Below are 25,703 nucleotides of genomic sequence, written 5' to 3'. Positions count from 1 at the left end.
CGCAGCGTTTGGCGACAAGTCAATTGTACGTTAGATTTGCCGGCATGAGCGAGAACAAGACCAAGCCGACTGCCCGCGTTGTCGAAGAGTTCATCGATACGGTCGAGCATGACGGCAAGCGCGCAGATGCGAAGGTACTGGATGACCTGTTCCGCCGGGTAACAGGGGAGGCCCCGGTCATGTGGGGACCGACAATGATCGGTTATGGCACTTATCACTATAGGTATGACAGCGGACGCGAGGGCGATTTCCTGCGGACCGGATTCTCGCCGCGCAAGGCCAAGCACTCAATCTACCTCATGGGCGGTTATTGCGACGATGTGACCAGCGCCAGGAATGACGAGTTGCTCTCACGGCTGGGCAAGTTCTCGCAAGGCAAGAGCTGCCTTTACATCAACAAACTGGCCGATGTTGATCTGGATGTCTTGGAAGAACTCGTTCGGGTGAATTGGGTCGCGATGAACACGCTCTACCCGCCGAACTGATCGCTAAATCCCCGCGTACCACTGATATCCCGCAATATCTTCCCAATAGCCGCCCTTGCCGCCGTTGACGTCATCAAGGCTGGCAACGGCTTCGATGCCGGTGAGATACTTGGCATGTTTGTATCCCAATTGTCGTTCAATCCTCAGCCGTAGCGGCGCGCCGTTGCGGGTGGGCAGGGGCTCTCCGTTCAGCTGGTGCGCTATGATGGTTTGCGGATGCATCGCATCGTCAAGGTCGCAGCTTTCGTAATAGTCCACACGGCGGCGATTATCCGGTCCACCGCGCATGAAGAAATCGGCGCAGCGGAAGACGATGAAATTGGCTTCGGGCTGGACGCGCGCAGCCTCCAGGATCGTTGAAAGTTGCGGTCCGGTCCATTCGCCTGTCGCGCTCCAGCCTTCCACGCAATCGTGCCTGGTCACCTGCGTGCGCTGGGGCAGGGCGCGGATGTCTTCCATCGAAAGCGTGCCGGGATTATCCACCAGTCCGCTGACCGACAATCGCCAGTTGGCAAAACCTTCGGCCTCGGCTGCGCGGTATTCGTCCGTATCGACCGTTTGATTGCCGTTGCCGCGGAAGAAGGGCGAGATTGCCGAACGGTCATATTCGGGCGCCATGGTGATACGACCGCCGCCAAGCGCGCGGTGCAGGCCGCGATGCCAACCCTGCGCACCTTCAACCAACTTGCCGAACCACTGGGAATCGCCGATTTCACTGCAACCAGCAACGAAAGCGGCACCTGCTGCGACCAGGAAGTTACGCCTCTGCATCGCTAGTCTCCCTCGGGTCATTGCCCGTTATCATCGACCTGATGTGCCTGATCGGGCCAGCGAGCAGGACCAGCACGATGTGAACCATGAAGAATCCGAACAGCAGCCACGCGGTGATGAAGTGGAGCGAGCGCGCGCTTTGCCGCCCGCCGAATAAATCCGTCATCCACGGCCAGGCGGCTTCCATGCCGGGGCTCATCACCATGCCGGTGAAGATCATCAAGGGCAGCATTATCAGGATGACGGCTGCATAGGATATTTTCTGGAGGACATTATACTTTCCCTCGCCGTGCTCGAAATTGAGCTTCGCGTGCTCCTTGATATCGATCCATAAATTGGCCGGTCGCCACTCGCGGGCGCGGGCGAATATGTCGCGCACCAAGTGGCCGTTGATCAGCGCGAAGACCATGAAGGCAAGCAGTCCGAAACCCAGGACCAACGAGAACAGCACATGCCAGTCACGCGCGGCAGCCAGGCTGTAATAATCGGGGATCGTCATCCATCCGGGAAAGCGCGGCACTTCGAGCCAGGCATCGGCGGCGGCAAATCCGTCATTGCCCCAATATAGCCGGCGATGGGCGTTGGAAATGTTCAACCCGCTCATGAAAAGTATGATCAGGCTGATCGCATTGACCCAATGCCAGATACGCGTTGAAAGCGCGTGGTGCTTGCGCGGCCCCTTGCTCACGATTCAGATCCTTCGCGCTCGAGAAAGATGACGTCTCGCGGCTGGTCGAGCAGGTGCTGGCCTGAATCGACGAAAATCGACTGTCCTGATGCGAGCGGTCCTTCGGCAAGAAAAAGCGCTGCGTCAGCTACTTCGCTGGCACTTGTCCGGCGCTGCAACAAATTGCGCAGATGCGAACGCTGCGCCTCTTCGTCCGACTGGTTATGGCTAGGCAGGATGGCACCGGGCGCCAACGTATAGACGCGGTCATCATCCCCAGTGACCATCGCCATCATCCGTGCAGCCACGTCAGCCGCGGCCTTGCTCATGGTGTAGCTGAAGAAGTCCGGGTTGAGGTTGGCGAGCTTCTGATCGGTGATCTGGATCACACGTCGCCCTCGCTCGCTTCGCGCATGGGCGAGGTAGGTCTGGGCCATCAGGGCCGGGCTCGCTGCATTGATCTGCATGGCCTTGTGGTTCGTTACTGGGTCGAGCGCGGTTACATCGTCGGGCGCGAAGGTGGATGCGCTGTTGACCATGCAGCGCCAATCGGGAAGCCGAGCAGCAAGCTGCAAGATCATGCGTGCGCCAGACTCCGGATCCGAAAGGTCGCACTGCACTACCTCTGCGCTGGGCAGGGATGCTGCCAGCGCATCGGCAGCCTCGCGCGAAGTGTTGCAATGTATGACGACATGCCAGCCACCCGCGGAAAATCGCTCACACATGGCCTTGCCCAGCCGCCTGGCTCCGCCGGTGACAAGGACACTTGGCTGATTCACTCTGCGGCGCTCGATTCGGGCATCATGGCAGGGAGGATAGGCTCATGAATGACGTTCGCAAGGATAGAGCCCCTCGCGATTCCTGCTGCAGCAGGCGTTTGCAATGCACCAATAACATTGTTTCGGGACCGAATGTTAGCCACTCGCGCAAGCAATTGGCGGCGTTGATGGCGCATCGTTTCTAATTGTCCAGAATCGGCGCCAATCACAGTTAATGGCGTTGTTACCTAACGGAGAACACGGTAATTTCTCCCGTCAGATCTAGCGAGGGGGGGCATAGAGCTATGGCGAGGTCAATAGAAGCGTACCGCGACGAACGCGGCAATGTGCACGATTCACCAGCAGAAGCGGTAATGGCAGATATAGCGGCTGCGCTAGGGCGCGTCGGCGATGAAGGCGGGCTCACCAACGGAGTTGCGTCTCTGATCTTGGAAAAGCGGTCAGCCATCGAGAAAGCTTTCGCCGATTATGATCGGCTGGTGCAGCAGCGTCCGGAAATCGTCGAAAGCGTAGACGAACCCAAGGTTCATCACTTGCAAGCGGGTTAGCTGCTCTCAGGCACCTTCTCGCGCAATTCTGCCAGCCAAACATCGGCAACGGCATCGCTTGGTGCGCGCCAGTCCCCGCGCGGTGAAAGTGCGCCACCAGAGCTTACCTTCGGACCATTGGGCAGGGCACTGCGCTTGAACTGACTGTACTGGAAAAACCGCAAGAGAAATTTCTCGAGCCAGCCGCGGATATTCGCCAGATCATACGCGTTCTTGCCCTTCTCGGGGAACTCGTGCGGCCACAATCCTGCATCGGCCTGCTTCCATGCGTGCCAGCACAGGAAGGCAACGTGGCTCGGCTGCTGTCCCCAGCGCAATATGTGGTGGAGGAAGAAGTCATTGAGCTCGTAAGGGCCGATGATGCTCTCGGTCGACTGGATCGCTCCATCAGGTCCGGCTGGCACCAGTTCCGGAGAGATTTCTGTGGCGAGCACCTCTTCGAGCGCGGCGTCGCATTCGGGAGCAAACTGGTCGGTCCGCGTCGTCCAGCGGATAAGATACTGGATCAGCGTCTTGGGCACGCCGGCGTTCACCGCGTAATGGCTCATCTGGTCGCCCACGCCATAGGTGCACCAGCCCAGCGCCAACTCCGACAGATCGCCCGTGCCGATCACGAAACCATTGTGATGGTTGGCGAGCCGGAACAGGTAATCTGTGCGCAGGCCGGCCTGCACATTCTCGAACGTCACATCGTGCACCGGTTCACCATCGGCGAAGGGATGGTTCATGTCGGAAAGCATCTGCCGCGCGGCAGGCTTGATATCGATCTCTTCGGCTGTGGTCTGGAAGGCTTTCATCAGCTTCCATGCATTGGACTTGGTGCCATCTGACGTGGCGAAGCCGGGCATTGTGTAGGCGCGGATGGTTGAGCGCGGCAGGCCAAGCATATCACAAGCCTTAGCCGCCACAATCAGCGCATGGGTGGAATCGAGCCCACCCGAAATGCCGATCACCAGTGATTTTGCGCCAGTTGCAAGCATTCGCCGCATGAGGGCATCGACCTGGATATTGAATGCTTCGTAACAGTCTTCGTCCAGTTTTTCCTGCCGGTTGGGGACGAAAGGGAAGCGCCGGATAGCGCGTTCCAGCCCGAAATCGCCTTGCTCGAAAGCGTGATCGAAGCCGATTGTCCGATAGATGTCTTCCGGTCGCCCGGCATCTTCCGCCGCATCGTTGAAAGTGCCCATGCGCATACGCTCATTGAGGATGCGGCGCGTGTCGATATCGGTGACGCACAATTCCGGCTTCAACTCGAAGCGTACGCTTTCGACCATCAGGTCGCCCAATTCGTACACCATTCCCTGGCCGTCCCACGACAGGTCGGTCGTGCTCTCGCCAAATCCGCTGGCAGAATAGGCATATGCACACAAATTGCGGCTGGACGAGGCGCGGGAAAGCAGGTGCCGTTCGTCCGACTTGCCGATGGTGATGTTGCTGGCGGAAAGGTTCAACAGGATGGTCGCACCTGCCAGCGCCGCCATCGTGCTCGGCTGAACCGGGCTCCAGAAATCTTCGCAAATCTCGATGCCAAAGGTGAAGCCGGGCAGGTTCGTGGCGGAGAAAATCAGGTCCGTGCCGAAAGGGATTTCCGCACCGTTCACCGCCAGCCACAGGTCCTGGCAATTGTTGCCGCGCGCGAACCAGCGCTTTTCGTAAAATTCGCGGTAATTTGGCAAATAGCTTTTGGGGACGGCACCCAGCACCTCACCATGGGCCACAACGACCGCGCAATTATACACCCGGCCATTGCGGCGCAGCGGTGCGCCGATCACAAGCACCGGAGTCAGATCTTCGCTAGCAGCGCGGATAGTCTCGATCGCGCTCTCGACAGCTTCGAGCATGGCCGCCTGCATGTGGAGGTCATCCAGCGCGTAGGATGAGACGCACAGTTCGGGGTACAGGAGCAGGTCGACATGGCGATCATGAGCGGCATTGGCCTGCTCTATGATGCCTTTCGCATTGTAAGCGATGTCAGCGGTCCGCGTGCGGGGTGTGGCGGTAGCAACGCGCACGAAACCGTGCGTGTGCATGTCGAAAAAGGGGTGCGTTTTCGCGCTCATGCGCTGCCCATAGCGCAGATTTTCTGCCGATGGGTAAAATCATGCATTTACGCAAAAGGACGCCGCCGCTCCTGAGGGGAGAAGAGCGACGGCGCCAGATTGGGGTATGGATGAATTCGCCGCAACCGCAGGAACGGTTACCGCGAATTCTCAGATTTTAGCGGCAGCGTGCGTTGCCCCGGTCGATTTCGCGGCCGAGAAGGCCACCGATCGCCGCGCCGAGCACGGTGCCAAGCGTCCGGTCGCCACGCGAGTCAATCTCGCGGCCGATCAGCGCGCCACCGGCTGCACCGATGATCAGGCCCGTGGTGCCATTGTCGCGCTCGCAGTAGTAGCGGCCGTCACGTCCGCGCCATACGCGGTCATCGCGGCGCACGCGGCGCGGTTCGTAATAGCGGCCATGGTCGTCATAGACACGGTGGCGGCGTTGTTCGCGGTAACGGCGACGATCACGACGATCCTGGCGATCCTCGTAACGGTCATAACCGCGATCATTGTCACGATAGCCATGAGCAGGTGCCCACGGAGGGGGGCCACCCTGCGCCATGGCGGGAGCGGCTGGAATGGCCATTGCGGTGGCCGCAGCAAGTGCAAGTAGTGTTTTCTTCATGGCATTAACCTTTCCGACTCGATCAGCATTTGCTGTCTCAACGGCGTTTATCGTTCATGTTTCCCCAACCTCAGATGAACAACTCGTTGGGGCCGAAGTTAAGGGATGAAGCGTTTTCGCAATGCGATCAGGCGTTAAGTTGATCTGCTGTATCGAAAGCTTTTCTTGGATGCGATTTAGGCTTAGCCATCGGCTTCGAGGGGGAAATTCATGGCATTACAAACGGCAGGGCTGGCGCCCGTCACTTCGGCAGAGCGGATCGGCGAATTGGACGTGCTGCGAGGCTTTGCGCTGCTCGGCGTGCTCGTTGCCAATATCGTCTGGTTTTCGGTCACCTATTTTTCTGCCCCGGTCGAACGGATGATGGAAATCTTTGAAAATCCATCGGACCAGATCCTCTTGTTCGCAGTCGACTGGCTGGTTTCAGACAAGGCAAATACCACTTTCGCAACCCTGTTCGGGATTGGCTTCTGGGTGCAGATGCAGCGCATCGAAGAGCGCGGCGTTGCCTTTGCTGCGCTCTATCTGCGGCGGCTTTTCATCTTGATGGTGTTCGGCCTCGTCAACATTTTGCTGATCTGGCCATGGGATATCCTGTTCATTTATTCGCTGGCCGGCCTGCTGCTGTTCCTGCTGCGAAAACTTCCGTTCAAGGTTATGCTTGTGATCGGTTTGCTGCTGGTGTTTTCTCGGCCGGTGCTTGATTATCTCGCCGCGATGGGCGGTTTCGAGGCAATCGGCGATCAGGCTTTCACAAAAGATGCCGCCGCCCAACGCACCGCCGTTTTCACCGAGGGAAATTATCTTCAATGGGTGGCAGAGGCACGCGACCTATTCTGGATCGGAGGGATGCAGAGCCTCGCGATTCCAAGCTGGGTAATCTATGCGCTCGGCAGATTCATGATCGGAGCAAGCATCGTTCGATCGGGATGGCTCAACAATATTCCGGAACGCCTCCCCAAGTTATGGACAATCTTCTGGGTTTTTCTGATTGTAGGACTTGTCGGAGAAGCATTGTTCGCCGCCAGCCTGATCGAGAATGAGTTGGTGAATGGCATTTTGCACGCGGCAACCTCCTATTTGCTCGCGATTGCCTATGGCACGGGGCTTGTCTTGTTTTTCAACTCAGCCTCGTTGCGCGGCATGGTCGAACCTTTTGCTCCGGTAGGCCGGATGGCGCTGACAAATTACCTCGTGCAGGGCGTGTTTATCGGTTTTGTGCTTTACGGATACCACGGCGGAATGGCGTTGGCTGGTACGATCGAGCCGCAAACCGCGCTGATGGCAGCACTGCTGTTCTTCATTGCGCAAGTTGCGTTCAGCCATTTGTGGCTGGCGCGCTATCGTTTCGGTCCGATGGAATGGCTGTGGCGCGCGCTGACCTATGGCAGTCGCCCGGCAATGCGACTTCAGCCAGCCTGAGCTGCCACTGCTGCTTCGCGGTCGAGCTGCGCACGGCTCTTCTTCTCGGCAGCCGTTTTCAACTGGCCGCAGGCCGCATCGATATCGCGCCCACGCGGAGTGCGCACGGGTGCCGAAATGCCGCCTTCAAACACGATGTTGGAAAACGTCCTGATGCGTTCTGGCGTCGAGCATTCATAATTGGCGCCCGGCCAGGGATTGAACGGAATGAGGTTTACCTTGGCAGGCAGCTTGTACTGCTTGAGCAGCCGGACAAGCTCGCGAGCATGGTCGTCGCTGTCGTTCTTGTCTTTCAACATCACATATTCGAAGGTGATGCGCCGCGCATTGCTGGCACCGGGATAGTCGGCGCAGGCCTGCAGCAGTTCTTCAAGGCCGTACTTCCTGTTGATCGGGACGATCTCGTCGCGGATCTCCTTCGTAACGGCATGGAGCGACACGGCCAGATTAACACCGATCTCCTCGCCGCAGCGTTCCATTGCCGGGACAACTCCGCTGGTGGACAGAGTGATACGGCGCTTGGACAGGGCAAGTCCGTCGCCGTCCATCACCAAACGCAACGCATCACGCACATTGTCGAAATTGTACAACGGTTCACCCATGCCCATCATCACGATGTTGGTGAGCAGGCGGCCATCGGCGGTATATTCCGCCTCGTCCTCGACTTCGGCGAAGTCCATCTTGCCCTTGGGCCACTCGCCCAGCGCATCGCGCGCAAGCATGACCTGCCCGACAATCTCGCCGGGGGTCAGGTTGCGGACCAGACGCATCGTTCCCGTATGACAAAATGTGCAATTAAGCGTGCAGCCGACCTGGCTGGATACGCATAAGGTCCCGCGATCGGCATCGGGGATGAAGACCATCTCGAACTCGTGGCCATCAGCGGTCCGCAGCAGCCATTTGCGCGTTCCGTCGGTTGAATGCTGCGCCTCGACCACATCGGGGCGACCAATTACAAATCGTTCGGTGAGCCACGGGCGCATGGTCTTGGCGATATCGGACATCGCTTCGAATTCGGTGACACCGCGATGGTAAAGCCAATGGAACACCTGCTTGGCGCGCAGCCTCGCCTGGCGCTTGTCGAGCCCGGCACCTTTGAACAGTGCGGCAATATCGGCTTTGGGCAGACCGATCAGGTCAACGCGTCCATCTTCGCGCGGCGTAATGTCACGCGCAACGGGAACCGGGTCAACTTGCCCGGGAATGCTCATCAGTGTCGTATCGGCCATGGGAGAGGCGCATATAGGCGCGCACGAGCCAGATTGAAAGCAGAACGGAGATTACATCCGGTCTTGGGTCAACAAGCCCCATTTTTGCGGCAGAATGCGGATCATGGCAATCTCGATGATCGACCGGGCGAATCCTGAGGTAGGCTGACCTGATCACCATCCGGGGTGAGCGCAAATCGAAAAGTGTTCCAACATTTATCGCGTCGGACCAACAGGTCAGCGCAACAATATGTGACTGTTTTGCAACATTATTGCTGTAGTGTGAGGTTAATGAAACGACTTCGCACCTGCACCATTGTGTCCTTGCCGCTCGGGCAGCTTGCCCGCGCTTAATACCAATGGAGTTACCATGAAAAAGACTATCACACTTATCCTCGCCACGGCTTCGGCCACCGCAATTGCGGTCCCGGCGGCTGCGCAAGACAACTCGCCTTTCACAGGCCCCCGCGTAGAAGTTGTGGGTGGATACGATATCAGCAAGGCTGGCAGCGACGTCGACAATGACCTGAACGACGAGGACGACCAGTCCATCGACGGCTTCATGTACGGTGTCGGCATCGGTTACGATGTTGCCGTCAGCGACAATTTTGTCATCGGTGCGGAAGCGGAATTGACCGATTCCACCGCCGAAACCGAGATCAACGATGGCGACCTTGAGGACCTTGGCTTCGGTGCTCGCCTTGAAACGGGCCGCGATCTTTATCTTGGCGCTCGCGCAGGTTTCCTCGCGAACCCCAACACGCTGCTTTACGTGAAGGGTGGTTACACCAATGCACGTTTCGACATGATGGCCGATGACGGCACGAACGAGATCGAGACCGACCTTGACCTCGACGGTTTCCGTGTCGGTGCCGGTGCCGAATACGCACTGTCGCAGAACAGCTTCGTGAAGCTGGAGTACCGCTACTCCAACTATTCGGAAGGTGAATTCGATTTCCAGGACAACGATTTCTTCGAAGATGACACCGGCGAGAGCGGTCGCTTTGACGCCGATCTGGATCGTCACCAGGTTGCTGTAGGCTTCGGCTTACGCTTCTGATCTGAATTGATCTGAACAACTAGAAATGCTGCGGGCCGGGAGAGATCTTCCGGCCCGTTTGCTATCTGCTATCGGCGCATCCCAGATTTGCCGCGTCGATTGCAGAAGCCGCACCATTCAGGCTGTAGCTGTCTGAAAACCTGTTTCCGCGATCATCCGTTGCGGTTATCGTCATGCGGCCTGCAGCGCGCATGGCAGTAACGATTTCCCGATCGGCGCGAGCATCGCTCGCCCATGCATCGCCGTCTTCGTCGGTCAGGTCGAAGCGCGCGCCACCAATCGACAAGCGCACACGCGGATTATCGGCGAGGCGTCGCCCGAGCCGAAAATGCAGTTGCGAGCGGATGTTGCGCCGGGGCCATGTGCCGACGCTCGCATAAGCTTCGAAGTCGCGCCGGCTATTGCGCGTTTCCGCCGCCGCAATTGCATAGCAACGCGGGACTTCGGAATCGCGAAACGCGCCCCAATCGTCAAACACGCCGAGGCTGTCACGCGCCCAGACCGGACTTGAAACAATCAACAGGAGCAGGGGCAGGGCGCGGCGGAGCATACCACTATATAGGCACAAGCGGAGCAGGAGCCAAAACCTGAAATCGTACCGGAAAATTCCGGTTTTTCTGGCGTTTTCTGCACATTTATGCCATATGAATGAGGACGGAGGGGGTTCTCCATGAAAACCCGATAATAGAAAGGCGTCACCTGCTTAATTGCGGGCGGCGAGGAGAGAGATGAGCCTGTTTGCAGATTATAACTTGCCCTTTGCCATTGCGCTGGGGGTGATGCTTTTGCTCGGGGCTTTGCAGGTAATCGGGCTTGGTGACTTCGATTTTGGAGGCGACGTCGATTTCGATATTGACGTTGATGCGGATGCGCACATCGCCGATCCGACAAGTGCCGGGCTGGGCGGTGCGCTCACAACGCTGCTGGGCCTTGGCAAGGTGCCGTTTTTCGTCTGGCTGATGGTCTTCCTGTTCCTCTTCGCCCTGATCGGCATGAGCGTGCAGGACTTTGCCGGCGAATTGACCGGATCACCGCTCTATTCCTGGCTGGCAGCACTGATTGCCGGCGGAACGAGCATCCCCGTCACCGCAACGCTGGTGCGACCGCTGGGCCGGATCATGCCTCAGGATGAAACCTCTGCCGTCCGGCTCGATAGTCTGGTCGGCAAGCGCGGCATGGTCACCGATGGCAAGGCGAAGAAGGGCTCCCCTGCTCGCACCAAGGTGCGCGACCGCTTCGGCATGGCGCATTATGTCATGGTGGAGCCGCATGAGGATGCCAGTGTCATCCCAGCCGGAGACCAGGTTTTGCTGGTGCGCCGCGAAGGCCAGACCTTCTTTGGCGTGCCCTTGGCTGATCGCAAGCTGTCCTCTGTGGAATAGGAATTCCCTCAACGAAATAGCAGCGCGCTGGCCGAATAACAGTTTAACAACAAGGAGAAGAAATGGATAGTCTGTTCGATATTGGCTTCATCGGAATCGTCGGGGGTATTTTCCTCGTCCTCGTATTCCTCATGTTCCTCATCAAGCTTTACCGCCGGGCATCCAAGGAAATCGCATTCGTGCGAACTGGTGTGGGTGGTGAGAAAGTTGTGATGAACGGCGGTGCGCTGGTATTCCCGATTTTTCACGAAACCATGCCCGTCAACATGAACACGCTGGTGCTGGCAGTTGTGCGCCGCGATGCCGAGGCGCTGATTACGCTCGACCGGCTGCGGATCGACGTGAAAGCGGAATTCTACGTCCGCGTGAAGCCCGATAGCGAGGCCATTGCGATGGCGGCGCAGACGCTTGGCCAGCGGACCATGCAGCCTGAAGCGCTGAAGGATCTTGTCGAAGGCAAGTTCGTCGACGCGCTCCGCTCGGTTGCGGCCGGCATGACCATGAACGAGTTGCACGAGCAACGCGCCGATTTCGTCCAGAAGGTGCAGCAGGTATCGTCCAACGACCTCGCCATGAACGGCCTGGAACTGGAATCGGTCTCGCTGACCGGTCTCGACCAGACCAGCATCGAACATTTCAACGCCAACAACGCTTTCGACGCCGAAGGCCTGACCAAGCTGACCGAGCAGATCGAAGCGCGCAAAAAACTGCGCAACGATATCGAGCAGGATACGCGCGTGCAGATGGAGACCAAGAATCTCGAGGCCGACACCAAGTCGTTCGAAATCGGCCGTGACAAGGAATATGCGCGCCTGGGCCAGGAACGTGAAGTCGAGGTGCGTCGCGCTTCACAGATGTCCGAGATCGCCCGCGAACAGGCAGAGCGCCAGCGCGAAGCCGATGCTGCGCGGATCGAGGCAAAGAAGCAGGTCGATGCTCAGCAGATCGAGGCTGACCGGCTGGTGGAAGAGGCCCGCATCGACCAGGTGCGCGCTCTCGAAATCGCCCGGCAGGAACAGCAGATCGCTGTCCAGAACAAGTCGCGCGAAGAAAGCCAGGCCAAGGCCGAAGCCGACGCGGCCCGAGCCAAGGCTGTCGAAGCCGAGGAACGTGTTGCCACGGCGCGTGAAAGCGAAATCGCTGAACGTCAGAAGAAGATCGAATTGATCGAAGCTGCCAAGCAGGCGGAACGCGATGCTATCGGTATCAAAGTGGAAGCCGAAGCCGAGCGTGACGCTGCCGCCAACCGTGCCGAGGCCCTGCGCCGTGAGGCCGAGGGTGAAGCCGAAGCCGAGAAGCTGCGCGCCGAAGCTGCGCGGGTGAGCTTTGAGGTCGAGGCTGCCGGTCAGCGCGCGATCAACGAGGCTGCCAACATCCTCTCGATGGAGCAGGTCTCGCTCCAGACCAAGCTGGCACTGCTCGAAGTGCTGCCCGAAGCTATCCGCGAAAGCGCCAAGCCGATGGAAGCAATCGACTCGATCAAGATCGTGCAGGTTGACGGGCTGACGCAGCGTTCTGGTGCTCCGGGGGCCACTTCGGCCAATGGCGGCGGTGGCGGATCGGGAAACCTCGCCAATGACGCTGTGGCCGCAGCGCTGGCCTACCGTGCGCAGGCACCGGTGCTCGATGGCCTGATGAAAGAACTGGGCCTCAACGGTTCCTCGCTCGGCGACCTGGTAAAGGGTGCCGCCGAGGGCCAGGTCGACACACAGCCTGCTGCGGGGCTGGAATTGACCGATGAAGTCACCGCTCGCAGTCTGTTTGAGAAGAAAGCCGAGAGCGACGAGGACAATGATGAAGAGGGTAGCAAAGCAGCGGAGTAGTCCGCGACTTTGCCAGATGTTAGGACCTCCCGGGCAAGCAAATGTCCGGGAGGTTTTTTATGGGCGCTTGGGGAGCAGCATCCTTCGAAAACGACACTGCGTTGGACTTCGCATCCGAAATCCAGACATTGGCGGATGTCGAAAGTGCGTTCGTCGCCGAAGGTGCTGAAGAAATCGATGCCGATACCGCGTCGCGCGTAATCGTTGCCGCCGAAAGCGTAGCCGCCATGCGCGGACACCGATCACCGGGCATGCCCGATGATCTGGCCGCCAAGGTGGATCGCTTCGGCAAATGCAGTATCGGCCTCTATGACACGGCTCGCAACAACCTCTCCGCTGTCATGAGCCGCGGCGAACTCCTCGAGTTGTGGGTGGAGGAAGGTTCGGGCGAATGGAACCGCGCAGTCACCGATTTGCTTGAGCGGCTCAACAAGCCAGCGGTGAAGCGCAAGAAGCCCGCCAAGCGCAAGAAGAAGCCGCAGTCCAACCCATCAGCTTGCATGTTCTGTGACAAGCCGATGGGCGAGGGCGCATTCCATATGATCGATATCACTGTGAACGATGATGAAATCTCGGCAATGAAGATGGGCGGTTGGGTGCATCTTCAATGCCTCAACGCCGCGCTTCATCCCCGACACATGATGCAGACCTGGGATTTCGATGACGAATTGCTCGATCATTTCCTGAAGAAGCGGGACGCCGAGCGGGATGCGGAGTGATCTCATTCGTCTGGATAGACGATAGCCAGCACTTCCCATTCTTTTTCGCCGCCGGGCAACTTCACGTTGCGAAGATCACTAACCTCCGCACCGCGCAGGGCCCTCGCGATGGGGCTTGACCAGCCCACGCGGCCATTGCTCGCATCCTGTTCCTTGTCGCCCACGATGGTGAGTGTGCGTTCCTCGTCGTCCTCGTCGGCGATAGTCACTGTCGCGCCGAAAAACACGCGGCTCTTGTCCGGCTGGTGGCGCGGATCGACGACCTTGGCGTGCTTCATGACCTTGGCGAGGTAATTCAGCTCACGGTCGATTTCGCGCATACGCTTGCGGCCGTAGAGATAGCCGCCATTCTCGCTGCGATCGCCATTGCCCGCCGCCCAGCTGACGATCTCGGTGATTTCGGGCCGCTCGGTGCCGAGCAGATGGTCATAGCGCGCCTTGAGCGCGGCAAGACCCGCTGGGGTGATGGGGCTGGTGTTGTCGGTCACGGAACTTGTCCCTGCTTGGACTTACCGCAGGAAATCGCTTACATCGCGGCTGCGGCGCATACTGGCGCGCTCGGGATAGAGTGCTTCGTAGACAACCGCATTTTCCACCACGCGCTGGACGTAGTTCTTTGTTTCGAAGAATCCGATTTCCTCGATCCAGCGCAGCCAGTCGCCTGTCTGGCGAGGGTCGCCGTTCTCGCGCAGCCAGCGGTTCACATTGCCGGGGCCGGCATTGTAGGCCGCGATGGCGAGTGGGTAGCTGCCGTCGTAATAGGAAATCAGCCGCTCGATATGATTGCTGCCCAGCCGCATGGCATATTGCGGATCATTGATCAGCGCGCTGGCAGAATACTGCACGCCAGCACGGCGGGCTTCTTCTGCCGCAGTGGCGGGCATGAACTGCATGATCCCGCGCGCGCCAGCATGGCTGATGGCGTTCTCGGCAAACTGGCTTTCCTGCCGTGCGAGTGCGTGGATCATCGTCCAGTTGCTTCCGGCAGGGGTTTGCAGCGTCGGGTATCCGATGCGGGTGAAGCCTTCATGACCGTCAGCCGCTGCGGCATCCGACAGGTTTACCGCCAGGTCACGCCGCCCGATTTCGCGGGCAAGCTCGGCGACGAGGAGGTGTTCGCCCATGGTCTCGGCCCGGTCGGCGATGGCGCGATAGAAGCGGATACCGGTCGACCAAGGCGCATCACGGGCAACTTCGGCGGTCGCTTGCGTCAACGGCGATGCAAGGAAGGCCTGCCGCTCTTCGGGGGTCGGAGCCCCTTCGGGTGCTGCGGGGTAGGGTGGCAATTCGCGGCCCAGCCGTTCAAGCGCGAGCAGTCCGTAGAAGCGGTCATGATATTGCGCGGCCATTTCGTAATGACGCGTTGCCTCGGCGCTCATGCCTGCCTGGCGATAAGCCTCGCCCGCCCAGAAAAAGCCCTTTGAACGGGTCTGGCTGGTGCGTGCGGCAGCGCCATACTGGTAAAACAAAGGTGCGGCGGAACGGCCATCGCGCAGATGCCACAGCGCGTTCGTGCCGCCTGCCCACATCAGCGAAGTGTAATCGTCGCGCAGCTTGTAAGCCATGCCCGAAATATCTTCGCCCGGAGCGAAGGCTTCGAGCGCACGCGCAGCAACGCGCGGCGTATCGGGGCGGCTGGCAGCGCGGCCCACGGCGAGCAGTTCTTCGATCCACAAAGTACGGTCGAAAGGAAGGGCAGAAAGCTGCGGTCCGTCCACAATCATGCGCACAGCTGCGTTTGCGTTGCCTTCCTGCCGCAATTCGCGGCTGCGATTGTAGAGATAGCCCGGATCGGCGGTAGCTCCGGCAGCAGCAGTCGCTCCGTCGCCGCCTTGCAGGATCGCCAATCTCGCCATGAACACGGCACGCTTTTCGGGCGAGACGCGCGCCAGCTGGCGAGCGGCGGCATCGGGTTCACGCTGCCACAAAAGCGCGTCCATGCGCTGGTCGTGGTCAGCCTGGCTGAACTGGCTGCCGTAGGTGGCGAAAAGCGCCGCTTCTGCGGTCGGGCTCATCTCGCCGCCACGCCATGCCTCCAGCGCCCAACGCTGTGATGCAGCGCGGTCCGGACCCATCAACGCGAGCGCATAATGCGCCTTGGCGTAATTGGTGACCGGGTCCTGCCCCTCGAAGAACTGCAACAGCAGCGCGGGATCGGTGAATTCCTCACGCAAACGCCGCTCTGCACGGGCGCGCAGGGTCGTCTCGTCGGGGAAGCCGGGGTTCTGGATCAGGAAGCTGGCGTAGGTCGTGAATGGCAATTGCGCCTGACTGTCTGCCCACAAACGCTCCCACTGCGCGATTCGCGGAGCCATGCGCCCCGGACCTTCAGCCACGAGGCTGGCGCGGGCGTTATCCCAGTCGCGGGCCTCCTGTGCGGAAACGGCGGCGGGGACGACCAAAGCGGTGGTCGCGGCGAGTGCTGTGAGCAGTTGAAGTCGAACCATGCTGGACTTTATGGCAAGGCTCTCCTTATCAGGCGCTGAATACATTATTCCTCCACGGGGGAAATTTTTTGGCAGGGACGAAGAATATCGGCCCTTATATCAAACACAACGCGGGAGAGACGACAATGTTCTCAGGTTCGATTCCGGCTCTGGCGACTCCGTTCCGCGACGGGTCGTTCGACGAGGACGCCTATCGCAGGTTTATCGACTGGCAAATCGACAACGGTACGAGCGCGCTGGTGCCATGCGGCACCACGGGCGAGAGCGCCACGCTCGACAATGACGAGCACCACAAGGTCATCGCCGTTTGTGCCGAACAGGCGGCTGGCCGGGTCAAGGTGATCGCGGGCGCAGGCTCCAACGATACGCAGACCGCGCTGTGGCACGCCAAGGAAGCGCAGATTGCTGGCGCGGACGCGCTGCTGCTGGTCGCGCCCTATTATAACCGTCCCTCGCAAGCCGGGCTGTTGGCGCATTTCAGCTATTTGGCCGAGCGGACCGAATTGCCCATCGTGCTCTATAATGTGCCGGGGCGCACCGTGACCGATATCCTGCCGGAGACGGTGGTGGAACTGCATCGCCGCTTTCCCGGCAAGATCGTGGCGCTGAAGGATGCGAGCGGCGATCTGTCGCGCGTCGTCACCCACCGCATGGGTGCGCCTGATTTGTGCCAGCTTTCGGGCGATGATCCGCTGGTGCTGGCGGGCTATGCGCTGGGACAGGTCGGCTGCATTTCGGTCACCGCCAATGTTGTGCCGAAGTTGTGCGCCGACTTCCACGCCGCCGCCGCCTCGGGCGATTTCGCCATCGCCCGCGATATCAATGAAAAGCTTTATCCCCTGCACAAAGCCATGTTCGCCGACGCTTCACCAGCGCCTGCAAAATATGCGCTGAGCAAGCTGTTCGACTGGTTCTCGCCCGAAGTGCGCCTGCCGATAGTCGAATGCTCGGACGCGGCGAAGGCTGCAGTGGATGACGCGTTGAAACTCGCAGGAGTAAGCTCGTGAAACGGTTCACAATTCCAGCCGCCGCTGCCCTCGCGTTGTCGTCCTGCTCGACCATGCCCAATGTCCCGCCGCCGTCGCTCGACGAACTCGCGCGGCAGTATCTCGCGTTGCAATTGGCCATCGGCGAGAAGGACCCCGGATATGTCGACGCCTATTACGGGCCGGAGGAGCTGGCGACGCAGGCGGCGGCGCAGAAGGACGATATTTCGCTCCCAATCCTGCAGGCGCGCACATTCGCGCTTGATTCAACCCTGCGTTCGCTTCCCGTCGCGGAGGGCAGCGTGGAGGGCGAGCGGGTTCGCTACTTGCGCGCCATGCTCAATTCGGCGCGCGTTCGCCTGCGGATGCTGCGCGGAGAAGAAATCAAGTTCCAGGACGAGGCTGAGGGCCTGTTCGGCGTCAGGCCGGAATTGATCGACCTTGCCACATTCGACCCGGTGCTCGAACGGATCGAAGAACTGGTGCCCGGCGATGAAAGCGATGGCCCGCTGCATGAGCGCGTGAACGCTTTCCGCGATCGCTTCGTAATCCCCAACGACCGTTTGCGCACGGTGATCGACGCTGCAGTTGCCGAATGTCGCGCGCGTACCTTGCCGCATATCCCCCTGCCCGAAAACGAGAGCTTCAGTCTTTCGCTCGTCACCGACAAGCCGTGGGGCGGATTCAACTATTACCAGGGCGATTATCACTCGGTGATCGAGATCAACACCGACCTGCCCACGCGTCTCGACCGCGCAGTGGATGTCGGTTGCCACGAGGCCTATCCCGGTCACCATGTCTATTCGACACTGATCGAGCGCGACCGTGTCAACGCGATGGGCCAGATCGAATACACGCTGCTGCCGCTCTACAGCCCGCGCGCGATTATCTCCGAAGGGAGCGCCGAATATGGCGTGAAGCTGGCGTTTCCGGGTGATAGCCAACTCGAATATGAGCGAGATGTGCTCGCTCCGCTGGCAGGTCTCGATGCAAGCGACATCGAAGCCTATTACGAACTGCGCGAGGCGACGGGCGATCTTTCGGGCGCTTACTATACGCTCGCCGCCGCCTATCTCGACGGCACGATGGAGCGCGAGGAGGTGATCGAGCTGTCCATGCGCTACCGCCTGCAAAGCCGCGAACGCGCCGAGCAAAGCCTGCGCTTCATCGACACTTATCGCAGCTATGTGATCAATTACGGGCTTGGCGAGGAGATAGTTGGCAATGCAGTTGAGGCAGCTGGCGATGACCTGGATGCACGGTGGGAGCGATTTATCGGCATCCTCAACACACCCACCCTGCCGGAGGATTTGATGTGATAAGCAAATGGAGCAAAGCGAGCGCGCTTGGCCTGTTGCTGGCGCTGTCTGCCTGCGCAATCCCGCAGACGATCACTCCGCGGATTGCGCCTGCATCGAGCAATTTTGCGGAAGCTCCGCGGGTCGAGGTGCAACTCGACAGCTTCAGTTTCGAACCGCGCACGCTGCATTTCGTGGCGGACAGGCCGGTGGTGCTGGTGCTGACCAATGTGTCGAACGGCGGTCACAATTTTTCGGCACCGGGGTTTTTCGCCGCATCGCAGATCGCCGACTATGATGCCTCGGTCATTGCCGACGGGCTGGTCGAGGTCGCACCCGGTGCCAGCGTGGAATTGCGGCTGATACCGGCTGCCGGCGGTTATGATGTCGACTGCACCCATGTCGGTCATACCGTCCTGGGCATGTCGGGTTCGATCGTGGTGCGGTAAGTTTCCGCCAATCGGGCGCCAAGCCGTGGCACCGGTCGGATCGCGGGCGCAAAAGATTGGCTTTTCCGGCAAAGCGACCTACATGCGCCCACCTTATGGCTCGTCCCAAACCCGCAACATTCGACAAGCAGAAAGTCGTCGCCGAGAACCGCAAGGCGCGGCACAATTACTTTATCGAGGAAACCTTCGAGGCAGGTATCGCGCTGCAGGGGACCGAGGTGAAAGCCTTGCGCGCAGGTGAGGGTTCGATCGCCGAAAGCTATGCCGAGGTGAAGGACGGGCAGGTCTTTCTCGTCAACGCCAACATCCCCGAGTTCAGCCATGGCAACCGTAACAATCACGAGCCAAAGCGTCCGCGCAAGCTGCTGCTTCACAGCCGTGAGATAGACAAGATGCTGGGCGCAGTGGAGCGCAAGGGTATGACGCTGGTTCCGCTGTCGGTCTATTTCAACGGTCGGGGCCGCGCGAAGGTCGAACTGGCGCTCGCCAAGGGCAAGCAGGCGCATGACAAGCGCGCCACGATCAAGGACCGCGACTGGAAGCGCGACAAGGCGCGTCTGATGCGCGAAAAGGGCTGAGCGAAGCTCGCCGTAGCGATCTGTCGATTTTTTCCTATTCACCATTAAGCGACGGTTGTTAACTGATCGTCTAATACCACCTTACGTACAGGCGCCGTGGGTGTATGGGCGCGCAAGCGAGGCTATGGTTAATAAGGCGATCAGATGGCTTTCGGCGCGGATGCCGAAAATGCCCAAGCGTTCGGAAATGGAGCGCAACCGCTGGCTTGCGCCTATTGCGCACCGCTTCGGCCGGTCCGAATTGTGGCGCTTCACGCGTCGTTCGGTCCCTCGTGGAGCCGCCTTGGGCCTGTTTGCGGCCTTCATCATCCCCGTAGGTCAGATATTCCTTGCGGCCTTCCTTGCCCTGCCTGCTCGCGCCAATGTGCCCGTCGCAGCGGTCATTACCTTCGTCACCAACCCGTTCACCGTCCCATTCTGGCTGGTCGTGGCCAACAAGGTCGGGCGATTTACCCTTAAAGTCGATCCCGAAACCTTCGGATCCGCCAAGGCGGTGATGGAGCAGGGGTGGTGGGTACAATTCGGCTGGTGGCTGGAGACGGCGGGCGTGACCGCTTTCGGTTTTGTCGTCCTGTCTGTGGTCACCGCCGGAATCGGCTATTTGCTGGCAAGTTTCCTGTGGAGGTTTGTGGTTGCACGCAAGTGGACTAGGCGACCGGGCCGGGCGAAGGTGATAGAAGCCGCCGAATGAATTTGGCGCGTTTGCAAGAATCACGGCGGGTGGTGGACGGTCTGGCCGTGGCGGCCGCCGTGCTTGCCAGCGTCGCGCTGGTGCAGTTTGCCACCGGAGATGGAACGGCCACGCTCGCCTATGCCGGCGGGCTTGTGGTGCTCGGCCTCGTCGCATTCGTCGCAGCGCGCGTGCCGCGATCCTCGCCTGTTGCAGAGCGTAGCGATGTGCCGGACTGGGCTGTTACGGTTGCCGCTATCGAGCAACCCGATCTTGCTGTCGCCATTACCGATCGCGCGAACCGGCTGGTCTGCGCCAATTCCGCTTTCGAGCTGTGGTTCGGATCGAGCAATGGACCGCCGCGAATGCCGGTAGATGGCGCCAGTGCAGAACAACTCGCCCGTCTGGCACGTACCGTGTGGCGCGATGGCAAGGGCGAAAAGGTGACCATCGCCGATGAGGAACGCGCATGGACGGCTAGCGCCGTGCGGGCAGGGATCGCCGACGATTATCTCGTTTGGCGCTTTGCTCCCATCGTTCGGGCCGAACCGATCATCTCCATCGCCAAGCACATAACCGGAATGTTTGGTCGCGTATTGGGCGCAGCGGGAATAGCGGTCGCGCTGGTTTCTCCGGATGGAACCGTCCGCGCAGGCAACCCGGCGCTCGCGCGGCGTGCGTTCGGCGATGAAAGTGCTCGCATGACGGGGCAGGAATTTGTCCAACTGCTTCGCACGGACGAACGCGAGCGCATCTATTTCGCGCGCGAAGGCAAGAAGGGCAGCCCGCAAACGCTGGTTCAGGTGCCACTATCCGACCCTGAAGAAGCGGCGCGCGAAGCCGTGCCCGGCAAGGCGGCGGCTGAAGCGCCTTCCTTGATGCTGTTGATCGATGCCGGGATCGGGCTGGGCGGCTGGAGCGGCGAGTCCAAGGGGCAGGCCTTGCAACTCGAAGGACTGCTCGAGCAGTTACCGCTCGGTCTCGCGACAACCGACCGAGACGGGCATTTCCTCTATGCGAACCCGGCTTTCCGCCGTGCCGCCGGAATCGGAAAGACCGATTTGCCGCCCTATCCGGGCGATGTGGTGGTGGCTCGCGACAAGGCGGCGATGTCCGATGCTGTTCGCCGGTTCGGCAAGGGCCCGGCAAGTTCGGGCGATATCGCCATACGCCTGCGTAGCGATCCCGATGAACCCGTCAGCATGGGCCTTGCCGGTGTGCGCGGACTGGGCGAGGCGGCGGTGCTGCTCAGCCTGGCCGACACGACCGAAGAAGCGCGGCTTAAGCGACAGGTGGCGCAGGCCACCAAGATGCAGGCGGTTGGCCAGCTGGCAGGCGGCGTTGCGCATGACTTCAATAACGTGCTGACCGCGATCATCGGCTATTGCGACCTCATGCTGCTGCGCCATACGCCGGGTGACAGCGATTATGACGACATCCAGCAGATAAAGGCCAATTCAAACCGTGCTGCCAGCCTGACGCGGCAATTGCTCGCTTTCAGCCGCCAGCAGACGCTGCAGCCCGAGGTCATCCAGCTGCCGGATATCCTTTCCGAGGTGAGCCAGTTGCTCAAGCGCCTGCTCGGCGCGAAAATCACGCTCAAGGTTCGCCATGATCGCGATCTTGGCCCCGTCCGCGCCGATCCGAGGCAGTTGGAGCAGGTCATCATCAATTTGGCAGTAAACGCCCGCGATGCGATCCAGTCTGCCGGTGGCGGCGAAGTGGCTGCGGGAACGCTCGCCTTCGCCACGCGCAGGGTCGAGGCGAAGGATATTCGCCGCATGGGCAGCGAAATCATCCCGGCGGGCGATTATACGGTGCTTATCGCAGAGGATACCGGTGGCGGCATCCCGCAGGACGTGCTGGCCAAGATTTTCGAGCCGTTCTTCACGACCAAGGAGCAAGGCAAGGGCACCGGACTCGGGCTCTCTACGGTGTACGGCATCGTCAAGCAGTCCGGTGGCTTCATCTTTGCGGGCAATGCCAAGGGCTCGGATGGGCAGATCAAGGGCGCGCGCTTCACCATCTACCTTCCTGTCCACCAAGTGACCGAGGAAGACTTGAAGAAGGCCGAAGCCGAGGAGCAAGTGCGCGAGTGGTCGGGCGGCGGCACGATCCTGCTGGTCGAGGACGAGGACATGGTCCGCGCGGTGGCCGAACGCGCATTGGCGCGGCAAGGCTACACGATTGTGACCGCCTCGGACGGTGACGAGGGTCTGGAGGAATTTGCCAAGCAACCCGACCGTTTCGACCTGGTGCTGACCGATGTCGTCATGCCGAGCATGGACGGTCCAGCGATGGCGAAAGAAATTCGCAAGGCCCGCCCGCGGCTGCCGATCCTGTTCATGTCTGGCTATGCCGAGGAGCAGCTGCGCAGCGAGATCGATATCGAGAACATGCATTTCGTCGCCAAGCCGTTCAGCGTGAAGCAGATCGGCGAGAAAGTGGGCGATGTTCTACGCCAATCGGTGAAGCGCTGAAAGCCGTTCAGCCGCCATACAGTCTGTGATACTTTATATCATGGGGATTGATTTCAGGGAGGGATATTCAATGACCAAGCGCCTTTTCGCCGCCGGCCTGCCCATTTTGAGCCTTGTGGCGGCCTCCGCAATTGCCCTTCCTGCAGCCGCCCAGCAAAGCGAACCTTCCGCCTCGGAAACTGCGCAGGGCGATCTTTCGGTCACGATCTACCAGAACAACCAGGCGCTGGTGCAGGATATCCGCCAGCTCAACATTCCGCGCGGCACCACACGCATCGAATTTCCCGATGTTTCAGCGCAGATCCGCCCGCAAACGCTCAGCTTCAACGCCGATGGCACCGCCATTGTCGAGCAGAACTTCGACTTCGACCTGCTCACACCGCAAAAGCTGATGGAAAAGGCTATCGGGCAAACGGTGACGCTGGTTCGCACCAATCCCGCCACAGGCACCGAGACGCGCGAGCGCGCCGAAGTTCTCTCCACCGCTGGCGGCGTCGTCGTTCGGATCGGTAACAGGATAGAGGTGCTGCGCGATGATGGCTTGCCGGTGCGCGTCATATTCGACGGTGTGCCACCAAACTTGCGCGCGCGGCCAACGCTTTCGGTCACGCTCAACTCCAACCGTTCAGGCACGCGCCCGGCCTCGATCCGCTATCTGACGCCCGGCCTTGGCTGGTCGTCCGACTATGTTGCCCTGTATAACGAGGCGCGCGGGACGGTGGACATGCAGGGCTGGGTCACGCTGACCAACAACACCGGCACCACTTTTCACAATGCCGACACGCTCCTGGTAGCGGGCAATCCCAACGGCGGGGGCGGCCCGCGCCGCGATCTCGTTCGTCCAGGAATGGAAACCGCGGATCGGGAACGGCTGGGTGACTTCTATCTCTATCCGATCGAAGGGCGCACCACGATTGCCAATGCGCAGACAAAGCAGGTAAGCTTCCTCGACGTGCAGAGCGTTGCCGCGCAGCGGATCTATTCGATCGGCGTGAACTGGCTGCAGAGCGACGATGATTTCCGTCCCGCAAGTAGTGCGATCAGCTTCAACTCGAGCCGCCAAGGCGGGCTGGGCGATGCACTTCCCGCAGGCACGGTTCGCTTTTATCAGCGCGATGCGCAGGGCAATCCGCAATTCATTGGCGAAAACAACATTGGCCACACGCCGATGGGCAGCACGCTCAGCCTGCGCACCGGCGACGCTTTCGACGTGTTCATGCAGGCCGAGGTCGAGGACCGCGAAGTCATCACCGCCGCTGAATATGAGCGCAGCGCGCGCTATCGCGTCTACGAGAACGGTGAGTTGACCCGCACCGTCGAGGTCGATCGTTCGGTGGATTACTACCGCACCACGATGCGCTACACCTTCACCAATGCGAAGCCTGAAGCGGTAGTGGTGGAGCTAATGCAGGGCGGGCTCGACCGTGGCTGGTGGGGCCGCGACTTCCGCGTTGTCTCCGAAGACGTCGAAGGCGAACAGATCAATTACGGCAACCGACGCTATCGCGTGCGCGTGCCCGCCAATGGCGAGCGCGTTGTGCGGGTGACATACGAATCGCGGTATTGAGGGGCGGGGCGATGCGCCTTCCCACTCTTCGGGCCTCATTGCTTTTAGCCAGCATGGGCGTGAGCATGATGCTTGCCGCTCCGGCGACAGCGCAGGAACGTGCAGCGGTTGAAGCCTCCGCGCCGGAAGCACTGGCCGTCACCGTCTACCGCAACCCCTACCGCTCCGCCGGACAACCGATGAACCGCGATTGGCCGCAAGGCTTCGCGATGATCAGCGAAACGCGCACCGTTACCTTGCCGCCGGGCGAATCCACGATTCGGTTCGACGGGGTGGCGGAAGGTATGGTGGCCGTGTCGGCTATCGTCACCGGGCTTCCCGGCGGAACGATCGAAAAGAATCGCAACGCCGAATTGCTCAGCCCTGCGGCTTTGGTGAACGGGATGCTCGGCAACCGCGTCACGATCACCCGCACGAATCCGGCAACGGGGGACAGTGACAGCGAAGATGCAATTGTCCGCACCCGCGCCGATGGCGGTCTCGTGCTGCAAACGCAGGATGGATATGAGGCGGTACGCTGTTCCGGCCTGCCTGAACGGCTGACCTTTGACGGCATTCCCGATGGTCTTTCGGCCAATCCGGTGTTTTCCATCGATACGGCAGACGCGAGCGGGGGCACCTACACCGTCACCTTGTCCTATCTCGCATGGGGTTTTGACTGGGAGGCGAATTACGTTGCCACCGTTCACGATGGACGCGACGCCGACGATATTCGCTTCGACCTGACGAGCTGGCTTACGATCCTCAACGACAATGGCCAGAGCTTCGCCAATGCCGAACTGATGGCGGTGGCGGGCACGCTCAACATCGTGAGCAATTTCCGCAGGCTGGCCGCACCGCCTGCCGCACAGCCCTTGCGACTGAGCTGCTATCCGATCGGCAGCACCGCTGCAGGTTCGCCGATTCCTGTTTTCGAGACGGAAGATGACATGATTGTCGTCACCGGCGCGCGAAGGGATCGGATGGAAAGCGCATCACCCGTCATGGCCATGTCGGCACCTCCGCCTCCACCACCGCCTCCTCCTCCTCCGCCAGTACTAGCCGGCGAAGAGAATCTCGGCGATCTCAAGCTCTACCGCATTCCGGTGCCGGTCGATGTAAATGCGCAGGGCCTCAAGCAGGTCATGTTTCTGCGCGAAGACGCGGTGGAGGGAGAATTCCGGTACGAGGCCGATTGTGAGCCGCGCCAGAGCCGGGCGGCCATACGCCCGACCCGCCTGTTGCTGGAAACGGTGAACGACGATGATCACGGGCTGGGTGTCGCCTTACCTTCCGGCTCGGTCGCGATCTTCGAGCGGAGTGCGCTGGGTGAATTGCTGGTTGGTGAAGAAAACCTGCGCGATTATGCCTCGGGCCAGGATGTCGAGCTGGCCCTTGGCGCGAGCAGCCAGGTGTTCGTGACCTGCACATGGGAAGGCAATCGCACAGGCAAGAATCCGGGTGATCGCTGGTCCGGAATGGAAGCTGTCCTTACCAACGCCAATCCGCATCCCGTGAGCGTGCGCCTCAACCTTGGCAATCCCTTGCAATGGCAATTCAGGGGCGTGCGTGAGAGTTTGCGAAACGGCCAGCGAATCATCGAAGTGACCGTACCCGCCAACGCCTCTCGCACCGTAGAATGGCAGGTTCGCCCGCCTATGGCCGAAGCTGAAGCCTAGGCGTTGCGCGCGCTGTTCCACGTCGCATAGACTGCT

24 protein-coding genes are annotated in these 25,703 nt (G+C 60.2%); 15 read left to right on the top strand and 9 right to left on the bottom strand.

Annotation, left to right across the window (positions count from 1 at the left end; all coding sequences use genetic code 11):
• Positions 1–44: 44 nt before the first annotated feature.
• Complete coding sequence (locus AAC850_RS07445) at positions 45–485, top strand: DUF1801 domain-containing protein (RefSeq protein WP_340588054.1); 441 nt, start codon at positions 45–47, stop codon at positions 483–485.
• Between the two features lie 3 nt (positions 486–488).
• Here the strand turns inward: AAC850_RS07445 and AAC850_RS07440 are convergent, their stop codons facing one another.
• Genes AAC850_RS07440 through AAC850_RS07430 form a run of 3 tightly spaced genes read right to left on the bottom strand, consistent with a single transcriptional unit; the run spans position 489 to position 2,702 of the window.
• Positions 489–1,256, bottom strand: coding sequence for a molybdopterin-dependent oxidoreductase (locus tag AAC850_RS07440; RefSeq protein WP_340588053.1), 768 nt, complete (start codon positions 1,254–1,256; stop codon positions 489–491).
• The gene (locus tag AAC850_RS07435) at positions 1,243–1,944 is read right to left on the bottom strand and encodes a cytochrome b/b6 domain-containing protein (protein WP_340588052.1); all 702 of its coding nucleotides are present in this window, start codon (positions 1,942–1,944) and stop codon (positions 1,243–1,245) included. Before AAC850_RS07435 ends, AAC850_RS07440 begins: the two co-directional genes overlap by 14 nt.
• Positions 1,941–2,702: an SDR family oxidoreductase gene (locus tag AAC850_RS07430; RefSeq protein ID WP_340588051.1), complete on the bottom strand. Its 762-nt coding sequence runs from the start codon at positions 2,700–2,702 to the stop codon at positions 1,941–1,943. Before AAC850_RS07430 ends, AAC850_RS07435 begins: the two co-directional genes overlap by 4 nt.
• Positions 2,703–2,986: 284 nt before the next feature.
• Between AAC850_RS07430 and AAC850_RS07425 the strand changes: the two genes are divergently transcribed.
• Positions 2,987–3,250: a hypothetical protein gene (locus tag AAC850_RS07425; protein ID WP_340588050.1), complete on the top strand. Its 264-nt coding sequence runs from the start codon at positions 2,987–2,989 to the stop codon at positions 3,248–3,250.
• On the opposite strand, the gene AAC850_RS07420 is transcribed toward AAC850_RS07425, so the two are convergent.
• Both AAC850_RS07420 and AAC850_RS07415 read right to left on the bottom strand, forming a co-directional pair.
• Positions 3,247–5,310: an NAD(+) synthase gene (locus AAC850_RS07420; RefSeq protein ID WP_340588049.1), complete on the bottom strand. Its 2,064-nt coding sequence runs from the start codon at positions 5,308–5,310 to the stop codon at positions 3,247–3,249. The genes AAC850_RS07425 and AAC850_RS07420 overlap by 4 nt on opposite strands.
• Positions 5,311–5,467: 157 nt before the next feature.
• A complete protein-coding gene (locus tag AAC850_RS07415) occupies positions 5,468–5,920 on the bottom strand; it encodes a glycine zipper 2TM domain-containing protein (RefSeq protein WP_340588048.1) in 453 nt (150 codons plus the stop codon).
• A gap of 210 nt (positions 5,921–6,130) precedes the next feature.
• On the opposite strand from AAC850_RS07415, the gene AAC850_RS07410 reads away from it, so the two are divergent.
• On the top strand, positions 6,131–7,342 hold the full coding sequence (locus tag AAC850_RS07410; protein ID WP_340588047.1) for a DUF418 domain-containing protein: 1,212 nt from the start codon (positions 6,131–6,133) through the stop codon (positions 7,340–7,342).
• Here the strand turns inward: AAC850_RS07410 and rlmN are convergent.
• Positions 7,330–8,571, bottom strand: coding sequence for a dual-specificity RNA methyltransferase RlmN (rlmN, locus tag AAC850_RS07405; protein ID WP_340588046.1), 1,242 nt, complete (start codon positions 8,569–8,571; stop codon positions 7,330–7,332). The genes AAC850_RS07410 and rlmN overlap by 13 nt on opposite strands.
• 349 nt (positions 8,572–8,920) lie before the next feature.
• Here rlmN and AAC850_RS07400 point away from each other — a divergent pair, with 349 nt between their 5' ends.
• Entirely contained in the window at positions 8,921–9,610 is a 690-nt protein-coding gene (locus AAC850_RS07400) for an outer membrane protein (RefSeq protein WP_340588045.1), read from the top strand.
• A gap of 61 nt (positions 9,611–9,671) precedes the next feature.
• Here the strand turns inward: AAC850_RS07400 and AAC850_RS07395 are convergent, their stop codons facing one another.
• Positions 9,672–10,160, bottom strand: coding sequence for an invasion associated locus B family protein (locus AAC850_RS07395; RefSeq protein ID WP_340588044.1), 489 nt, complete (start codon positions 10,158–10,160; stop codon positions 9,672–9,674).
• A 178-nt stretch (positions 10,161–10,338) separates the two neighbouring features.
• Between AAC850_RS07395 and AAC850_RS07390 the strand changes: the two genes are divergently transcribed.
• The 3 genes from AAC850_RS07390 (at position 10,339) to AAC850_RS07380 (ending at position 13,534) form a co-directional block, all read left to right on the top strand.
• Positions 10,339–10,992 (top strand): YqiJ family protein, encoded by a 654-nt coding sequence (locus tag AAC850_RS07390; RefSeq protein WP_340588043.1) that lies wholly within the window; start codon positions 10,339–10,341, stop codon positions 10,990–10,992.
• A gap of 131 nt (positions 10,993–11,123) precedes the next feature.
• Positions 11,124–12,815, top strand: coding sequence for a flotillin family protein (locus AAC850_RS07385; protein ID WP_422723182.1), 1,692 nt, complete (start codon positions 11,124–11,126; stop codon positions 12,813–12,815).
• A gap of 59 nt (positions 12,816–12,874) precedes the next feature.
• Positions 12,875–13,534 carry a DUF4259 domain-containing protein gene (locus AAC850_RS07380; protein ID WP_340588041.1) on the top strand — a complete coding sequence of 220 codons (660 nt, stop codon included), beginning with the start codon at positions 12,875–12,877 and terminating at the stop codon, positions 13,532–13,534.
• 2 nt (positions 13,535–13,536) lie between these two features.
• Here AAC850_RS07380 and greB read toward each other — a convergent pair whose 3' ends face one another.
• Both greB and AAC850_RS07370 read right to left on the bottom strand, forming a co-directional pair.
• Entirely contained in the window at positions 13,537–14,022 is a 486-nt protein-coding gene (gene greB / locus AAC850_RS07375; protein WP_340588040.1) for a transcription elongation factor GreB, read from the bottom strand.
• A gap of 21 nt (positions 14,023–14,043) precedes the next feature.
• Positions 14,044–15,981: a lytic transglycosylase domain-containing protein gene (locus AAC850_RS07370; protein ID WP_340588039.1), complete on the bottom strand. Its 1,938-nt coding sequence runs from the start codon at positions 15,979–15,981 to the stop codon at positions 14,044–14,046.
• Between the two features lie 125 nt (positions 15,982–16,106).
• Here AAC850_RS07370 and dapA point away from each other — a divergent pair, with 125 nt between their 5' ends.
• From dapA to AAC850_RS07330, 8 genes are all read left to right on the top strand, one after another.
• Positions 16,107–16,988, top strand: coding sequence for a 4-hydroxy-tetrahydrodipicolinate synthase (gene dapA, locus AAC850_RS07365; RefSeq protein WP_340588038.1), 882 nt, complete (start codon positions 16,107–16,109; stop codon positions 16,986–16,988).
• The gene (locus AAC850_RS07360; protein ID WP_340588037.1) at positions 16,985–18,286 is read left to right on the top strand and encodes a hypothetical protein; all 1,302 of its coding nucleotides are present in this window, start codon (positions 16,985–16,987) and stop codon (positions 18,284–18,286) included. The genes dapA and AAC850_RS07360 overlap by 4 nt, the downstream gene beginning before the upstream one ends.
• Entirely contained in the window at positions 18,283–18,714 is a 432-nt protein-coding gene (locus AAC850_RS07355) for a plastocyanin/azurin family copper-binding protein (RefSeq protein WP_340588036.1), read from the top strand. Before AAC850_RS07360 ends, AAC850_RS07355 begins: the two co-directional genes overlap by 4 nt.
• Before the next feature lie 95 nt (positions 18,715–18,809).
• The gene (smpB, locus tag AAC850_RS07350) at positions 18,810–19,292 is read left to right on the top strand and encodes an SsrA-binding protein SmpB (RefSeq protein ID WP_340588035.1); all 483 of its coding nucleotides are present in this window, start codon (positions 18,810–18,812) and stop codon (positions 19,290–19,292) included.
• Positions 19,293–19,461: 169 nt separating this feature from the next.
• Positions 19,462–19,983 (top strand): DUF2062 domain-containing protein, encoded by a 522-nt coding sequence (locus tag AAC850_RS07345; protein ID WP_340588034.1) that lies wholly within the window; start codon positions 19,462–19,464, stop codon positions 19,981–19,983.
• Positions 19,980–22,442 (top strand): response regulator, encoded by a 2,463-nt coding sequence (locus AAC850_RS07340; RefSeq protein WP_422723181.1) that lies wholly within the window; start codon positions 19,980–19,982, stop codon positions 22,440–22,442. Before AAC850_RS07345 ends, AAC850_RS07340 begins: the two co-directional genes overlap by 4 nt.
• Before the next feature lie 70 nt (positions 22,443–22,512).
• The gene (locus tag AAC850_RS07335) at positions 22,513–24,009 is read left to right on the top strand and encodes a DUF4139 domain-containing protein (RefSeq protein ID WP_340588032.1); all 1,497 of its coding nucleotides are present in this window, start codon (positions 22,513–22,515) and stop codon (positions 24,007–24,009) included.
• 59 nt (positions 24,010–24,068) lie between these two features.
• Positions 24,069–25,667: a DUF4139 domain-containing protein gene (locus AAC850_RS07330; RefSeq protein WP_340588031.1), complete on the top strand. Its 1,599-nt coding sequence runs from the start codon at positions 24,069–24,071 to the stop codon at positions 25,665–25,667.
• Positions 25,668–25,703: the final 36 nt, after the last annotated feature.

The sequence above is a fragment of the Erythrobacter alti genome, from assembly GCF_037996805.1.
Lineage (GTDB): Bacteria > Pseudomonadota > Alphaproteobacteria > Sphingomonadales > Sphingomonadaceae > Alteraurantiacibacter > Alteraurantiacibacter alti.
This window is presented reverse-complemented; position numbering and strand designations above follow the sequence as displayed.

What these genes read in the sequence shown, in the direction of transcription:
- AAC850_RS07415 (WP_340588048.1), bottom strand. Translation starts at nt 5,920, where the DNA reads ATGAAGAAAACACTACTTGCACTTGCTGCGGCCACCGCAATGGCCATT.
- AAC850_RS07395 (WP_340588044.1), bottom strand. Translation starts at nt 10,160, where the DNA reads ATGCTCCGCCGCGCCCTGCCCCTGCTCCTGTTGATTGTTTCAAGTCCG.
- AAC850_RS07425 (WP_340588050.1), top strand. Translation starts at nt 2,987, where the DNA reads ATGGCGAGGTCAATAGAAGCGTACCGCGACGAACGCGGCAATGTGCAC.
- AAC850_RS07345 (WP_340588034.1), top strand. Translation starts at nt 19,462, where the DNA reads ATGCCCAAGCGTTCGGAAATGGAGCGCAACCGCTGGCTTGCGCCTATT.
- AAC850_RS07335 (WP_340588032.1), top strand. Translation starts at nt 22,513, where the DNA reads ATGACCAAGCGCCTTTTCGCCGCCGGCCTGCCCATTTTGAGCCTTGTG.
- AAC850_RS07445 (WP_340588054.1), top strand. Translation starts at nt 45, where the DNA reads ATGAGCGAGAACAAGACCAAGCCGACTGCCCGCGTTGTCGAAGAGTTC.
- smpB (WP_340588035.1), top strand. Translation starts at nt 18,810, where the DNA reads ATGGCTCGTCCCAAACCCGCAACATTCGACAAGCAGAAAGTCGTCGCC.
- rlmN (WP_340588046.1), bottom strand. Translation starts at nt 8,571, where the DNA reads ATGGCCGATACGACACTGATGAGCATTCCCGGGCAAGTTGACCCGGTT.
- AAC850_RS07370 (WP_340588039.1), bottom strand. Translation starts at nt 15,981, where the DNA reads ATGGTTCGACTTCAACTGCTCACAGCACTCGCCGCGACCACCGCTTTG.
- AAC850_RS07340 (WP_422723181.1), top strand. Translation starts at nt 19,980, where the DNA reads ATGAATTTGGCGCGTTTGCAAGAATCACGGCGGGTGGTGGACGGTCTG.
- AAC850_RS07420 (WP_340588049.1), bottom strand. Translation starts at nt 5,310, where the DNA reads ATGAGCGCGAAAACGCACCCCTTTTTCGACATGCACACGCACGGTTTC.
- AAC850_RS07440 (WP_340588053.1), bottom strand. Translation starts at nt 1,256, where the DNA reads ATGCAGAGGCGTAACTTCCTGGTCGCAGCAGGTGCCGCTTTCGTTGCT.
- AAC850_RS07385 (WP_422723182.1), top strand. Translation starts at nt 11,124, where the DNA reads ATGTTCCTCATCAAGCTTTACCGCCGGGCATCCAAGGAAATCGCATTC.
- AAC850_RS07380 (WP_340588041.1), top strand. Translation starts at nt 12,875, where the DNA reads ATGGGCGCTTGGGGAGCAGCATCCTTCGAAAACGACACTGCGTTGGAC.
- AAC850_RS07410 (WP_340588047.1), top strand. Translation starts at nt 6,131, where the DNA reads ATGGCATTACAAACGGCAGGGCTGGCGCCCGTCACTTCGGCAGAGCGG.
- dapA (WP_340588038.1), top strand. Translation starts at nt 16,107, where the DNA reads ATGTTCTCAGGTTCGATTCCGGCTCTGGCGACTCCGTTCCGCGACGGG.
- AAC850_RS07400 (WP_340588045.1), top strand. Translation starts at nt 8,921, where the DNA reads ATGAAAAAGACTATCACACTTATCCTCGCCACGGCTTCGGCCACCGCA.
- AAC850_RS07390 (WP_340588043.1), top strand. Translation starts at nt 10,339, where the DNA reads ATGAGCCTGTTTGCAGATTATAACTTGCCCTTTGCCATTGCGCTGGGG.